Origin of the sequence: Halomonas gemina (genome assembly GCF_023554995.1) — a bacterium.
Classification (GTDB): Bacteria; Pseudomonadota; Gammaproteobacteria; order Pseudomonadales; family Halomonadaceae; genus Halomonas; species Halomonas gemina.
In genome coordinates this window covers 518,748-533,211 of the sequence record NZ_JAMJPK010000002.1, presented here as the reverse complement: position 1 = coordinate 533,211, position 14,464 = coordinate 518,748, and the positions used below count along the sequence as shown (strand labels likewise).

The 14,464-nt window shown below is 68.4% G+C and carries 12 protein-coding genes; 7 read left to right on the top strand and 5 right to left on the bottom strand.

The features are described 5' to 3' along the window. Positions 1 to 33: 33 nt before the first annotated feature. Positions 34 to 771, bottom strand: a complete 738-nt coding sequence (locus tag M8009_RS06545; RefSeq protein WP_250060013.1) for a FadR/GntR family transcriptional regulator — start codon at positions 769 to 771, stop codon at positions 34 to 36. 117 nt (positions 772 to 888) lie between these two features. Between M8009_RS06545 and argE the strand changes: the two genes are divergently transcribed. After that, positions 889 to 2,043: an acetylornithine deacetylase gene (argE, locus tag M8009_RS06540; RefSeq protein WP_250060012.1), complete on the top strand. Its 1,155-nt coding sequence runs from the start codon at positions 889 to 891 to the stop codon at positions 2,041 to 2,043. A 37-nt stretch (positions 2,044 to 2,080) separates the two neighbouring features. Beyond that, the gene (locus tag M8009_RS06535) at positions 2,081 to 2,824 is read left to right on the top strand and encodes a glutamine amidotransferase (protein WP_250060011.1); all 744 of its coding nucleotides are present in this window, start codon (positions 2,081 to 2,083) and stop codon (positions 2,822 to 2,824) included. A gap of 90 nt (positions 2,825 to 2,914) precedes the next feature. On the opposite strand, the gene M8009_RS06530 is transcribed toward M8009_RS06535, so the two are convergent. Beyond that, positions 2,915 to 4,618 (bottom strand): DEAD/DEAH box helicase, encoded by a 1,704-nt coding sequence (locus tag M8009_RS06530; RefSeq protein WP_250060010.1) that lies wholly within the window; start codon positions 4,616 to 4,618, stop codon positions 2,915 to 2,917. Positions 4,619 to 5,041: 423 nt separating this feature from the next. Between M8009_RS06530 and M8009_RS06525 the strand changes: the two genes are divergently transcribed. Together M8009_RS06525 and M8009_RS06520 are read left to right on the top strand one after the other, a co-directional pair. Continuing rightward, a complete protein-coding gene (locus M8009_RS06525) occupies positions 5,042 to 5,491 on the top strand; it encodes a YaiI/YqxD family protein (protein ID WP_250060009.1) in 450 nt (149 codons plus the stop codon). A 51-nt stretch (positions 5,492 to 5,542) separates the two neighbouring features. Further along, a complete protein-coding gene (locus M8009_RS06520) occupies positions 5,543 to 5,662 on the top strand; it encodes a DUF188 domain-containing protein (protein ID WP_430886893.1) in 120 nt (39 codons plus the stop codon). A 142-nt stretch (positions 5,663 to 5,804) separates the two neighbouring features. Here the strand turns inward: M8009_RS06520 and M8009_RS06515 are convergent, their stop codons facing one another. Then, a complete protein-coding gene (locus M8009_RS06515; RefSeq protein ID WP_250060008.1) occupies positions 5,805 to 6,809 on the bottom strand; it encodes a glutathione S-transferase family protein in 1,005 nt (334 codons plus the stop codon). A gap of 100 nt (positions 6,810 to 6,909) precedes the next feature. Then, a complete protein-coding gene (locus M8009_RS06510; protein ID WP_250060007.1) occupies positions 6,910 to 7,824 on the bottom strand; it encodes a LysR family transcriptional regulator in 915 nt (304 codons plus the stop codon). 98 nt (positions 7,825 to 7,922) lie between these two features. On the opposite strand from M8009_RS06510, the gene M8009_RS06505 reads away from it, so the two are divergent. The 3 genes from M8009_RS06505 to M8009_RS06495 all read left to right on the top strand — a co-directional run bounded on the left by M8009_RS06505 (position 7,923) and on the right by M8009_RS06495 (position 12,718). After that, positions 7,923 to 8,771 (top strand): pirin family protein, encoded by an 849-nt coding sequence (locus tag M8009_RS06505; RefSeq protein WP_250060006.1) that lies wholly within the window; start codon positions 7,923 to 7,925, stop codon positions 8,769 to 8,771. Positions 8,772 to 9,007: 236 nt separating this feature from the next. After that, positions 9,008 to 10,741 (top strand): peptidoglycan DD-metalloendopeptidase family protein, encoded by a 1,734-nt coding sequence (locus M8009_RS06500; protein WP_250060005.1) that lies wholly within the window; start codon positions 9,008 to 9,010, stop codon positions 10,739 to 10,741. Positions 10,742 to 10,864: 123 nt separating this feature from the next. Continuing rightward, positions 10,865 to 12,718 (top strand): ABC transporter ATP-binding protein, encoded by a 1,854-nt coding sequence (locus M8009_RS06495; protein WP_250060004.1) that lies wholly within the window; start codon positions 10,865 to 10,867, stop codon positions 12,716 to 12,718. Positions 12,719 to 12,740: 22 nt separating this feature from the next. Here the strand turns inward: M8009_RS06495 and M8009_RS06490 are convergent, their stop codons facing one another. Next, positions 12,741 to 14,354 carry a L,D-transpeptidase family protein gene (locus M8009_RS06490; protein ID WP_250060003.1) on the bottom strand — a complete coding sequence of 538 codons (1,614 nt, stop codon included), beginning with the start codon at positions 14,352 to 14,354 and terminating at the stop codon, positions 12,741 to 12,743. Positions 14,355 to 14,464 lie beyond the last annotated feature (110 nt).

The following is a 14,464-nucleotide window of genomic DNA, read 5'->3' as shown; positions in this document are numbered from 1 at the left end:
AAGCTGGCCGAGTTGTAAAAGTTGTCAAGTCATTTACCCCTCGAAGACCCGCCGCCGCGAATTTCGCAGGTGGCGCTGCATGCACTGGCCGGCCCGCTCGTGATCGCCGGCGAGGATGCTGTCGTGGATGTCGCGATGCTCCTGCTGGACCTCCGGGACATGGTGCTCCGGACGCCTCAGGCCCAGTCCTCGTGCCAGGTTCTGGCCATAGGTGATCGCTGCCTCGAGCGATAGCAGGGTGTCGGAGAAGAAGCGGTTGTGGGTGGCCCTGGCGATGGCGAGATGGAAACCGAAGTCGGCATCCACCCCCAGGGCGTTGTCGCGGATGCGCTGTTCGAGCAGCGCCAGCGCCCGCGTGAGCACCGCCTGGTCCTCACGAGTGGCCTTGCGTGTCGCCAGGCGGGCGGCCTCGGACTCGACGGCGATCCGGAACTCGAAGCAGCGCTGGATGTCCGCCAGGCTATCCAGCGGGGCGAACTCGAGCATGGCCTGATCGGGGCGGCGCTGGACGTAACTGCCGGAGCCGCGATGCGAGCGCACCAGGCCATCGTCACGCAGCCGGGCCAGGGCCTCGCGCACGATCGGCCGGGACACGCCGTAGCGGCACGCCAGCTGCTCCTCCGAGGGCAGGCGCTCGCCCTCCGCAAAGTCGCGGTTGATGATGCGATCGATGATGTCACCGTAGACCCGATCGCTGAGCTTCTCTCCCCTGCGGCCTGGCTCGCTACCCGGCGAGTCGTCGGAGGCGCGTTTCCCCACCCGTGAATCCATGGTCGTCTCCTGCGGTTTTCCCACAGCATAAGCCACCCCTCGCCCGGAGAGGAGCGGTCCAGCTGCCCGTCCGGCCGTGTTAGGCTTGGCCGACACTAGCTACCCGGGAGCCTGATCATGACCGCCGCCGAGATACTCGACCGCCTGGTGGGCTTCGCCACTGTCTCGCGGGACTCCAACCTGGCCCTGATCGACTGGGTCGAGGGTTGGCTCGACGACCACGGCGTGGCGCACTGGCGGGTGGAGAGCGACGACGGGCGCAAGGCAAACCTGCTGGCGCGCATCGGCCCCGCCGTGGCCGGCGGCGTGGTGCTCTCCGGCCATACCGACGTGGTGCCGGTGGACGGCCAGCCCTGGTCCACCGACCCCTTCACCCTGGTCAACAAGGGCGACGGCCGGCTCTATGGCCGCGGCACCTGCGACATGAAGGGCTTCATCGCCTGCGCGCTGGCGGAAGTCCCGCGCTGGGTGGGGCAGGAGTTGGCGACGCCCATCTGGCTGGCGCTCTCCTACGACGAGGAGGTGGGCTGCATCGGCGCCCCGCGCATGATCGAGCGGCTGCTGGCCGACCACCCTCGCCCGGCAGCGGTGATCGTCGGCGAGCCGACCATGATGCATCCGGTAGTGGCCCACAAGGGGGCGACCAATCTGCGCACCACTGTGACCGGCCGTGCCGCCCACTCCAGCCAGGTGAACCAGGGGGTCTCGGCGATCCACGTGGCCGCCCGCCTGGTGACGCGCATCGAGGACGTGATGGCCGAGCTGCGCGCCGAGGGGCGCGTGGACGAGGCCTTCAACGTGGTGCACTCGAGCCTGCACGTCGGCAAGATCCAGGGCGGCACGGCCATCAACATCATGGCCCGGGAGTGCAGCTTCGAGTGGGAGATCCGTCACCTGCCGTCGGATCGCTTCGAGGAACTGCTCGCGCGGGTGAACGACACCGCGGCCGGGCTGGAAGCGGAGATGCGCAAGCGCGCGCCGGACGCCGCCATCGTCACCGAGGCGCTGAACACCACGGTGCCGGCCCTGGCCGACGACAACAACGCCGAGGTGCTCGCGCTGTGCCGGGAGCTGCTCGACGAGCGCCCTGCCGGTGCCGTGGCCTACGCCACCGAGGCCGGCCAGTTCCAGCGCGAGGGACTGCCCACGGTGATCTGCGGCCCGGGGAGCATCGGCCAGGCCCACCAGCCCGACGAGTACATCGACATCGAGCAGCTCGAGGCGGGCGCGGCCTTCATGACAGCACTGGGCGATCGGCTGCAACGAAAGTAGAATGCCGGCTCCCTGCCCACCGCTGCCTGGAGCCCCCATGCCCCGCCTGCTGATCGTCAAGACCGGAGACAGCTTTGCCGATGTAGCCCGCGACCACGGCGACTTCGAGACCCTCTTCCGGCGCGCCCTCGCGGCGGCGCCGGCCGACACCCAGGTGGCGGTCCTCGATGCCCCGCGCGCCGCGGCCCTGCCGGCGCTGGATGACATCGACGGCCTGCTGATCACCGGCTCCCACGCCATGGTCAGCCACGCCGAACCCTGGAGCGAGGCGCTCAAGCCGTGGCTGGTCGAGGCGCGTGCCCGCGACATCGCCATGCTCGGCGTCTGCTATGGCCACCAGCTCATGGCCGCGGCCTTCGGTGGCAGCAGCGACTTCCACCCCGCCGGCCGGGAGTCCGGTACCCGCGAGGTCACCCTGACCGAGGCCGGACGCCGGGATCCGCTGCTGGGCGGCCTGCCGGCCAGGTTCCACGCTCACCTGAGCCATGCCCAGACGGTCCTGACGGCACCGCCCGGGGCCTGCGTGCTGGCCGCCAACGCCCACGATGCGAACCAGGCATTGCGCCATGGCCCCCGCCAGTGGAGCGTGCAGTTCCATCCCGAGTTCACCCCGGCGGTGATGCGCGCCTATCTCGCCCACCAGCGGGAGGCCCTGCAGGACCAGGGCGAAGCGCCGGAGCGCCTGATCGCCGATGTGACCGCCACGCCCGATGCAACCGGCCTGCTGTTGCGCTTCGCCTCCCTGGCAGCCAGGGCCCGCGAGGCAACGCCCCAGGCCTGAGGCCGGGCGAGGCGCTGAACGCACAAGGCCCCCGCACCTTGCGGTGCGGGGGCCTTGGCGTTCCGAGACCGGGCTTATGCCCGGCCGCGATCAGGCGCTGGTGCGACGGCGAATCGGTGCGTCAGCGTCCTGGCGACGACGCGGGGCACGCTCGGGTGCGCCCTTATCCTCGCTGATCTCCAGCGGACGACCGGCGACGCGGGCGCGGGCCATCTTGCTCAGGATGCTCTCAGGCAGCGAGCTCGGCAGTTCGACTACCGAGAAGGCGGTGCGGATGTCGATGCGACCGATGCGGCTGCCCTCGATGCCGCCCTCGTTGGCGAGTGCCCCGACCAGCTGGCCGGGCTTGACGCCATCCTGGTGGCCCACGGCAACGCGATAGCGGGTCATGCCTTCCCGCGGCGCGCTGTCGCGACGCTTCGGCTTGGCATCACGCGGATTGCGGTCACTGCTGCGCTCGGCGCGCGGTGCCTGCAGGCGACCGATGGGGGCCTCGTCGGCACGCGCCATGCGTGCGAAGGCGCAGGCCAGCTCGATGGGGTCGTGCCCCTCCTCGACCATCCGCTCGACCAGGCCACGCTGCTCGTCGGCCCCGGCGGTCAGGGCGGCGATCACGCGCTGGTGGAACATCTCGTCGCGATGGGCGCGGATGGCGGCCTCGTCGGGCACGGCCATCTCGCTCATCTTCTGGCCGGTAGCCTGCTCGAGCCAGCCCACCTTGCGGCCCTCGCGGAAGCCGACGAAGGTGATGGCGATGCCGGTACGCCCGGCACGGCCGGTACGGCCGATGCGGTGCGTGTAGGCCTCGGCGTCCTGGGGCAGGTCGTAGTTGATGATGTGGGTCAGGCGCGAGACGTCCAGGCCGCGGGCGGCGACGTCGGTGGCGATCAGGATGTCGATCTTGCCGCGCTTGAGCCGCGTGATGGTGCGCTCGCGCAGGCTCTGATCCAGGTCACCGGAGAGGCTGGCCACGTTCATGCCACGGGCGGAGAGCTGCTCCATCAGGGTGGTGCAGGCGGCCCGGGTACGCACGAAGACGATGGCCCCGTCGACGGGCTCGACCTCGAGGATGCGCGCCAGCGCCTCCTGCTTGGCGCCGCCATCGACACGCACCATGCGCTGTTCGATGCTGGCGGCGGTGCCCACCTGGGATGCGATGGCTACCTTGACCGGATCGACCAGGTAACGATTGACGATGCGCTCGATCTCGGTCGGCAGGGTGGCGGAGAAGAACACCCGCTGGGCGTTCTTCGGGGTGTCGGCCACCACGCGCTTGACGTCATCGATGAAGCCCATGCGCAGCATCTCGTCGGCCTCGTCGAGCACCAGGGCGGAGAGGCCGTCGAGCTTGAGGCTGCCGCGATCCAGGTGATCGATGACACGGCCCGGCGTGCCCACCACCACATGGGCGCCACGACGCAGCGCGGAGAGCTGCTCGCGGTACTCCTGGCCGCCGCACAGGGTGGCGACTTCCAGGCCCTTGAGGTTCTGGCCGTACTTGCTGAAGGAGACGGCCACCTGCTGGGCCAGCTCGCGGGTCGGCGCCAGCACCAGCACCTGGGGCTCGCGGCGAGTCAAGTCGAGACGAGACAGCAGCGGCAGGGCGAAGGCAGCGGTCTTGCCGGTGCCGGTCTGGGCCTGGCCCAGCATGTCACGGCCTTCCAGCAGCGCAGGGATGGTCTGTGCCTGGATCGGTGACGGGGTCTCGTAGCCCTGGGATTCCACGGCAGAGAGAACGTCAGGCAGCAGGGCCAGATCGCCGAAGCTCGGCGAGGCGACAGAAGTCGAGGTCATTAATCACACCTTGGTAAGCCGACGGAGTCGGCAGAAATTCAATGGCGTCCCTGACGCGTGCAACACGCTCAAGCATCTGCGGTCCGTACTAAGGATCATCAGATAAGCAAATCGGAGTCGGGGACGCCGGTCGCACCTGGCATTCGGTTCACGCCATCGGGGATGGCCCGTGAACCGCTGTGGCGACCGTTTGCGCCGATCTCGCCCAGGTGGCGTGATCTCGGTGGCGCTCCATCTACACAATTCGAACGCGTGTGGGTCAGTGCTTGCGTCACTGGGCCCGGCGTTTCGGCGCCCACCTGCCTGAGGCAGCGTGGCGTCGTCATGATGGTGGGGTCAACACATGCGAGGAGCGCGCATGCTACCATCGTCGACTGCCACTGACCAGCCTTTTCGAGATCCCTACCCTGCCGGGAGTACTGCATGCCGAATCTGTGGGTCGATGCCGATGCCTGCCCCAGGGTGGCGCGCGAGATCATCGTGCGCGCCGCCGAACGCACCGCCACGCCGACCTGGTTCGTGGCCAACCATGCGGTGCCGCTGCCGCCCTCGCGATGGGTCAAGGGCCTGGCGGTGAGCCAGGGCTTCGATGCCGCCGACAACGAGATCGTCGAGCGCATCACGCGAGGCGACCTGCTGATCACCTCCGACCTGCCGCTGGCGCTGGAGGCCATCGAGCGCGGCGCGAGGGTGATGACCACCCGCGGCGAGACGCTGGATGCCAACAATATCCGCGCACGGGTACAGATGCGGGACTTCATGGAGACCCTCCGTGCCAGCGGCGAACATACCGGTGGCCCCGGCGGCTACTCTGACAGCGACCGCCGAGAGTTCGCCAATGTGCTGGATCGGTGGTTGGCAAAGAACGTCTAACCCATGACGCATCTGCACCCGAGGTACAGATGCGGCTTACATAAGGGCAGCATGGAGACACTAAGAGCCAGCGGCGAACATACCGGTGGCCCCGGCGGCTACTCCGACAGCGACCGCCGCGAGTTCGCCAATGCGCTGGATCGCTGGCTGGCAAAGAAAGCACGCGGCTGAATCAGCCACCTTGTACTGACCCGGCCGCCGCTTCGCGGCGGATCGCGCTGCCAGCAGCGCTCCCACAAAGGCTCGACAATCCCACTCGTAATGAGCCAGGCAATGGCCGGCTGAACGGCCCTTGGCGCTCGGCGCTTGAAGCTTACCCCTTCTCGCGGATTCCCTTGCCCGGCAGCCGTTCGCGGTCGTGGGGCCGGTCGAGGCCGAGCAGCGGGCCGTAGGGCACGATGCCGGTCGGGTTGATGTTGGCGTGGCTGGCGTAGTAGTGGCGCTTGATGTGGTCGAAGTCCACCGTCTCGGCGATGCCCGGCCACTGATAGAGCTCACGGACATAATTGGCGAGGTTCGGGTAGTCCTCGATGCGCCTCAGGTTGCACTTGAAGTGGCCGTGATAGACGGCATCGAAGCGAATCAGGGTAGTGAACAGCCGGATGTCGGCCTCGGTGAACCACTCGCCGGCCAGGTAGCGGTGCTCAGCCAGGCGCGACTCCATGCGGTCGAGCGCCTCGAAGAGCGCCACCACGTGCTTCTCGTAGACCGACTGCTCGGTGGCGAAACCGGACTTGTAGACGCCGTTGTTGATGTGGTCGTAGACGTCGGCGTTGACGGCATCGATGGTCTCGCGCAGGTCCACGGGATAGAGGTCCAGGCGGTTGCCGGCCAGCCCGTCGAAGGCGCCGTTGAGCATGCTCAGCAGGTCCGCGGACTCGTTATTGACGATGCGCCCCGAGGACTTGTCCCAGAGCGCCGGCACGGTGACGCGCCCGGTGTAGTGGGGGTCGGTCAGGGTATAGAGCTGGTGGTGGAAGTCCGCGCCGTTGACCGGGTCTCCGCTCGAGCCCTCGTCCTCGCGATAGGTCCAGCCCTGGTCGAGCATCAGCGGGCTGACGTGGGAGACCTCGATGGCCGACTCGAGCCCCTTGAGGCGGCGCATCATCAACACGCGATGCGCCCAGGGACAGGCCAGTGACACATAGAGGTGGAAGCGGCCCGCCTCGGCGGGCAGGCCCGGCTGGCCGTCGGGTCCCGGGCCGCCGTCTGGGGTGATCCAGTCGCGCAGCTTGGAGGATTCACGCACGAACTCGCCGCCGTGCTTGTCGGTGTCGTACCACTGGTCGTGCCAGGTGCCGTCGATCAGAAGCCCCATGGGTCATCTCCTTATATGCCGGTGAGCGAGTGCTCGATAACGAGGATGCCCCCAGCATAAGGCGAAATCATCGACGCTCAAGCGCAGGTTTTGCGCCCCATCATTCGATGGCTTCGAATGGTTCTGCCGCCGGGCAGGTCGCCACCGCCGCCTTCAAGGCCTCGGCCAGGGAATGGGTCGCCGGTCCCGCCCGGTCCGGGTCGCGATGGATCAGCTGCACCGGGTACTCGCGGCTGCCACCGGCAGCCAGCGGCAGGCGCGCGAGGCGCCCCTCGGCCAGTGCCTGGCGCAGGCGGGTCTCGGGAATCCAGGCAAACCCCAGGCCACGCTCGAGCATGTCGATGGAAGTGTGCAGGTGGCTCACCGTCCAGCGCTGCTCTGCCTTGAGCCAGCCAGCGTCCATGGACTGGCGCAGGGCGGAGTCGCGCACCACCAGCTGCCGGTGCTGCTCCAGGTCGCGCAGATCGAGCGGGCGCCCCAGGCGGTGCAGCGGGTGGTCGGGGTGGGCCACGGCTACGAAGTGCACCCTGACCAGCGGCTCGCCCAGGAAGCCCTGGGCCGAGATGCCCGAGACCACCAGGTCGGCACCGCCGTCATAGAGCATCTCGATGCCGCCGTTGAGCACCGTCTCGTGGAGCTGCACGCGCACATGGGGATAGGCCGCCGAGAAGGCCTCCAGGGCCCGGGCCAGGGCGTCGGGGGGAAAGATCTGGTCGACGGCCAGCACCACCTCCGCCTCTAGCCCCTCGGCCAGGCGGCTCGCCACGTCCTCCAGCGAGGAAGCATTCTCGAGCAGCTGGCGGGCGCGGCGCAGCAGCAGCTCGCCAGCCTCGGTGAGACGCACCTGCCGGCCCACCGGCTCCATCACCGCCACCCCGAGCTGCTCCTCAAGCTTGTGCACGGCGTGATTCAGGGTCGAGGGGCTCTTGTGGATCGCCTCGGCGGCACGGGCGAAGCCGCCATGGTCGACCACCGCCGCCAGCATCTGCCATTGGGCCAGGGTGACACGGGACATTTCGATTTCCTCGAATCTATAGAGCGAAACATTGCGCTTAATCTTCGAAAAATCCGACCTAAAATGCCAGTCAAACCTATACCGCTGGAGAAATTTTCATGACCTACACCCCGACCACCCGACAGGTAAACCACCTGGTGACCAGCCAGCCGAGCCAGGATGGCGACGGCGTCAGGATCCAGCGCCTCCATGACTTCGGCGGAGGGCTCGACCCCTTCCTGATGCTCGACGAGCTGGGCTCCGACCGCCCCGACGACTACATCGGCGGCTTTCCGCCCCACCCCCATCGCGGCATCCAGACCCTGACCTACGTGATCCACGGCGGCCTGACCCACGAGGACCATCTGGGCCACTCGAGCACCATTCGCGCCGGCGACGCCCAGTGGATGCACACCGGCCGCGGCATCATCCACTCGGAGATGCCGCTGACCGACCAACAGGGCCTCCACGCCTTCCAGCTGTGGCTGAACCTGGCGGCCAGGGACAAGCTGAGCCCGGCCACCTACCGCGATGTGCGCGCTGCGGAGATGCCGACGTTGAACGGCCGGGACGCCACCCTCACCGCTCTGGGTGGGCGCTGGCAGGCCACCGCCGGCGAGAGCGTCACGGGCCCCCTGGAGGCCCTGGCCGGCCAGGGCGCCGTGGCCCATGCCAGGCTGGCGGCCGGAGGAGAGCTTGCGCTGGCTGCCGAGGCCACCACCCTGCTGGTATACGTCTTCAAGGGCAGCCTCGAGATCGCCGGCACCCCGGTGGCCCAGGGGCGGCTCGCCCGCCTGGGTAGCGGCGAGCGGCTCGCGCTGACCAGCCGCGAGGGTGCCGAGGCCCTGCTGCTGGCCGGCGAACCCCATGGCGAGCCGATTGCCCAATACGGCCCCTTCGTGATGAACGAGCACGCCGAACTGGAGCAGGCGCTGAGGGACTACCGCGACGGCACCCTCACCGGTTGAACGGCACTCGCTGAACGCCATCCACCCGGGCCGGGGTTGAAATTCTCCGACGCGGCGTGTCCAATGCCCACTTAACAAACAGCGTTCGCGCCCCTGCACCGATGCCCCCTCGCTGCGAGGAATGCAGGCGCGGGCGTTTCCTGTATGTCCGTACAGACTAGGCATCCCATACATCATGGGGTATGGTTCTGATGCCACTTATTTATCTCCTTTTCATCTGTCACGGCCTGTTACCCATGATGCGAATCCTCCATTCGCTGCCCCGCACCCACAAGTTGTTGCTGTTACCCGTTGCCACCATGGTCACCGTGCTGGGCGCACAGAAAATCGTCACCTCCTTCGAAGATGTCCAGCGTGACAGTCAGACGCTCGACACCGTCCTCGTTCCCCTCGAAGCCGATGCCAGCCCCGGCCTGCCCTCGCTGCGCACGGAGCGGACACCGGTGGCCGATGCCATCGAGATGGCCAGCCGGGCCCTCGATGCCACCCGCAACCATGTCCCGCTCTCCGAGCTCACCGCCTCGGAGATCGTCGATATCGACCTCGTCACCACGGCCAAGGCCAGTCGTGCCGAATCCGGGATTCCCGAGACCCTTGCCCTGCCCGCCCAGCGCTCCGACGCCCCGCAAGGGGATGCCGGGGTACCGACGGATGGCGTTCCCAGTCTCGATGATGGCGCCCTGCACATGGCGGTGGTCATCGGCACCATCGCCGGCGGCATGCTCGATCACGACGGCAGCCTGGTGGCCGATGCCACCTCCTACGAGGAGGTCTCCGAGGACGAGCTTGCGCTGTTCGACGAGGGACCGATCCAGCTGGAGGAGGAGATCGCCGCCAGCGAGCCCTATGTGCCGGAGTGGAACACCTACGAGGTCCAGGCTGGCGATACCTTCGCGATCATGGCCCAGAACCACCTCGGCATGGGTTACCGCGAGGTAATGAATCTGCTGGAGCGCCTGCCCGAGCCTCGGCTCCTATCCCACTGGCGGCAGGGCAACCGCTTCGAGTACCAGCTCGACGAGGAGGGCCACCTGCTCTCCCTGCGCCTGATGAAGAACGCCCGGGACGGCTACCTGATCGAGCGCCAGGAGGACGGATTCGAGGTCGCCACCATCGAGCGCGCCGGCGAGGCCACCCAGCGCCTCTTCGCCGGCACCATCAGCGGCAGCTTTGCGCGCTCGGCCAAGGCCACCGGCCTGACCAGCGCCGAGGTCTCGGAGCTCTCCCGGGTCCTGGAAAAGAAACTCGACTTCCGCCGCGACACCCGTCGCGGCGATCGTTTTCAGGTCCTGGTGGAGTCCGACATCATCGACGGCGAGAGCCTCGACCCGCGGGTGCTGGCGGTGGAGTACGACGGCGAGCGCATGGACCTGACCCTGGTGCGCAATCCGGAAGACAACCGCTTCTACACCCCGGACGGCGCGAGTCTCGACCCTGCCTTCAACCGCTACCCCTTCGAGGGGCGCTACCGGCTGAGCTCGCACTTCAATCCACGGCGCAAGCACCCGGTGACCGGTCGCATCAGCCCCCACAAGGGCACCGACTTCGCCATGCCGATCGGCACCGCCATCCAGGCCCCCGCCAATGGCCGCGTGGAGAAGGTCGGCAACCATCCGGCGGCCGGCCGCTACGTGGTGATCCGCCACGACAACGGCTACAAGACCCGTTACCTGCATCTCTCCAGGCCCCTGGTCAGCAACGGCCAGCGCGTCACCATGGGCGAGCGCATTGCGCTGTCCGGCAATACCGGACGCAGCACCGGGCCTCACCTGCACTACGAGGTCCTGGTCAACAATAGCCAGGTGAATGCCATGAAGGTGGCGCTGCCCGAGAACCAGAGCCTGCAGGGCGAGCGGCTGGTGGCCTTCCAGCGCCAGGCAGAGCCCGTGCTGGCTGCCCTGCAGAGCGGCGAGACCGGCACCGTGGTGGCCAGCACCGGCGAGGTGGAAGCGACCGACGACGAGGGCTGAGCCCCGCCACCACCGTCTCTTCGCGCCCCGCCCTCGAGCGGGGCGCGGTCGTTCGGGGTACCGCCTACTGCCAGCTGCGCCGCCGGGGTACACTGGCGCCCCCACGGATCGGAGACCCTCGGCGTGTCCTCACCCCATGCCCATCCCCGGCCGGCCGCGCCGCCCGAGCGCCGTCTGGCCAGCTTCCTCGGCGTCTTCCGCTACAGCCACCGGGCCCTGGCACTGGTCTGGCAGACCTCCCGTCCGCTGACCCTGGGGCTCGCACTCTGCACCCTGGTCGCCGGGGTGCTGCCCGCGGTAGCGGCCTGGATCGGCCAGCTGATCGTCGATGCCGTGGTCGCGGCGATGGAACTGCATCGCGACAGCGGGGAAGTCGACTGGTGGGGCGTGCTGCGCTACGTGCTGGCCGAGGCGGGGGTGATCGCCACCATTGCCCTGGCCCAGCGCGGCCTCTCGGCCCAGCAGTCGCTGCTGCGGGCGCTGCTCGGCCAGAAGGTCAACGTGATGATCCTCGAGAAGGCCGGTACCCTCTCGCTCGAGCAGTTCGAGGATTCCGAATTCTACGACAAGCTGACCCGCGCCCGCCGCGAGGCCTCGGTGCGGCCGCTGGGCCTGGTCAACAAGACCTTTGGCCTGGCCCAGAACGCCATCTCGCTGGCCAGTTTCGGTGTGTTGCTGGTGCAGTTCTCGCCCTGGGCGCTGCTGGTGCTGGTGATCGGCGCCCTGCCGGTGTTCGTCTCGGAGGCCAAGTTCTCCGGCGATGCCTTCCGGCTGTTCCGCTGGCGCTCGCCGCAGACTCGCATGCAGATGTACCTGGAGACGGTGCTGGCCCGCGAGGACAGCATCAAGGAGGTCAAGCTGTTCGGGCTGGAGCCGCTGCTGCTGGAGCGTTACCGGAACATCTTCGAAACCCTCTACGACGAGGATCGCCGCCTGACGCTGCGCCGCGAGACCTGGGGCTTCCTGCTCGGCCTGCTGGGCACCCTGGCCTTCTACACCGCCTACGCCTGGGTGGTGGCGGAGACTATCACCGGGAGACTGACCCTGGGCGAGATGACCATGTACCTGATGGTCTTCAAGCAGGGCCAGGCGGCGCTCTCGGCGAGCCTTACGGCGATCGGCGGCATGTACGAGGACAACCTCTACCTCTCGAACCTCTACGAGTACCTGGAACAGCCGGTGCCCGCCGAGCGCGGCACCCTCACCGCGGGCGCGAGGCCCGGCGACGGCATCCGCTTCGAGGGCGTCGGCTTCACCTACCCTGGCGCCGAGTCGCCGGCCCTCTCGAACATCTCCCTGCACCTGCGCCCGGGCGGGAGCCTCGCCCTGGTGGGGGCCAACGGCTCGGGCAAGACCACCCTGATCAAGTTGCTGACCCGCCTCTACGAGCCCACCAAGGGGCGCATCCTGCTCGACGGCAGTGACCTGCGCGACTGGGAGGTCCAGGCGCTGCGCCGGCGCATCGGAGTGATCTTCCAGGACTTCGTGCGCTACCAGATGAAGGTGGGCGAGAACCTCGGGGCCGGTGACGTTGCAGCCTTCACCGACGAGGCCCGCTGGCAGGAGGCCGCCCGTCGCGGGCTGGCCGATGAGTTCATTGCCGAGATGCCCGGCGGCTACCACACCCAGTTGGGGCGCTGGTTCAAGGGCGGCCAGGAGCTCTCCGGCGGCCAGTGGCAGAAGATCGCCCTCTCCCGGGCCTACATGCGCGAGGGCGCCGACATCCTGGTGCTTGACGAGCCCACGGCGGCCATGGACGCCGCGGCCGAGGCGGCCGTCTATGCCGACTTCCGCGAGCACAGCCGCGACCGCATGACCATCCTGATCTCGCACCGCTTCTCGACGGTGCGTGCCGCCGACTGGATCCTGGTGATCGACGGCGGCGAGATCCTCGAGCAGGGTGACCATGAGCGCCTGATGGCCGCCAACGGCCGCTATGCGCGGCTGTTCCGGCTCCAAGCCAGGGGCTACCGCTGAGACGGCCACCGCAGCGACCGCGCTACCCGCTCAGGGGGCGGTCCAGGGCGGATAACAGGGCGGCATCGCGCTGGTAGATGTCCGGCCGGAAGACCAGCTCGCCATCCTCACCAGGGTGCACCGTCCAGTAGTGCAGGATCACCGGTACGGGACGCTCGAGGTAAATGTTGCGGGTCGCCCCCTTCGCAACAAGCGAGGCCACATGGGCGGGAGTGCCGGTGTCATCGAAGAGGTGCTGGGCCAGTTCCAGCACTCCCTGCACGCGGATGCAGCCGGAGCTGAAGGCCCGCTGTTCGCTGGCGAAGAGCCCCTGGGCGGGGGTGTCGTGCAGGTAGACGAGATGCTCGTTGGGAAAGCGCAGCACGACGCGCCCCAGGGCATTCTGCGGACCGGGGCGCTGGCGAAGCATGATATTGCCCGGCCGCGACCAGTCGACCTCGCGGGGATCGAGACGCTGGCCGGAGGGCCCCAGCACCATGAGGTCCTCCCGCCAGAGATAGCCGAGGTCGCGGCGCACCTTGGGCAGCACATCCTCGCGCAGGATGGTCGGCGGCACCGTCCAGGTGGGATTGAGCGTCAGGTGCGTGATCGCCGAGCGCAGCGAGGGGGTGCGGCGATAGGGTCGACCCACCACGATGCGCGAGCGCCAGACCCGCCCGTCGGGACGGAAGTAGCTGATCCGGTAACCGGCGATGTCCACCAGCACGAAGGAGTCCGGCAGCCCATGGAGCAGCCAGCGGGCGCGCTCCAGGTTGACCCGGATCTGGGCGATGCGCTCTCCCACCGGCACGTTCAGGGCCTCCTGGGTCCGGGGGCCGATGATGCCGTCCACCTCGAGCAGGTGGCGGCGCTGGAAACGCTTCACGGCCTCCACCAGGGCGTCATCGTAGCGGCGTGGATCCGCGGCGCCCGACTCGACCCCGGGAAAGAGGTCGGCCACCATCACCTCGAGCTCGCCGATGATCGCCAGGCGCTCGCGCAGCAGCGGCACATCATCATGGATATCGCCCGGACGCAGCGACTGCTGGCGTTGCGGCAGCTTTGGCCAGCCACCCTGCCGCTCGATGTGGCGATAGCGGGCCAGCCCCGCGCGCAGGCGCTCGTAGGGGGCCGCCGAGGGACGTGCCAGGGCGAAGGCCTGCTCGAAGCGCTGGCCATCCACCGCCCGCGACACCGCCGCCAGATCCAGGGGAGGCGCGTCGATGGGCACCTCCCAGTCCGGGTCGATGCTATGCGGATCCACCTTGCCGCGCTGAAGATGACGCAGGGCCGTCAGCAGGATACGGCTGGCCTGCAGGTCGAAGCGTGCCCGGGCGGCCGGCGCCTGCTCCTCGGCCTGCACCTGGCGGTACCCCGCTACCAGGGCATCCGGCCGGTAGTCCTGCGGGGTCAGGCCATCGGCCTCCAGGCTGCGCAGGGCCGCGGCAAAGCCGCCGACGGTCTCGGCCTCCTGCCAGGCGGGCCGCCCCTCACGGGCAGCGTAGAAGTCCCGCAGGCCAGCCTCCTTTTCGGCTAACCGCTCGGCGAGGGCATCGGCCACGGCGGCCTCCCCCTCCTCGGCGAGCGCCCAGCCACTCATCGAGAGCAGCATCCCCACCACGAGAATCAGTGGCATCAATCCTTTGGCTGAGGGCATGGGTCCTGGCTCCTGCGTTGAGAATGAGGTCTGGTCATCGTGTTTCCCTTGTTCATAATAGTGCCCGACAGGGCGCCGCAGGGAAGCCGCCCCTTTTCCGACTGAGCGCC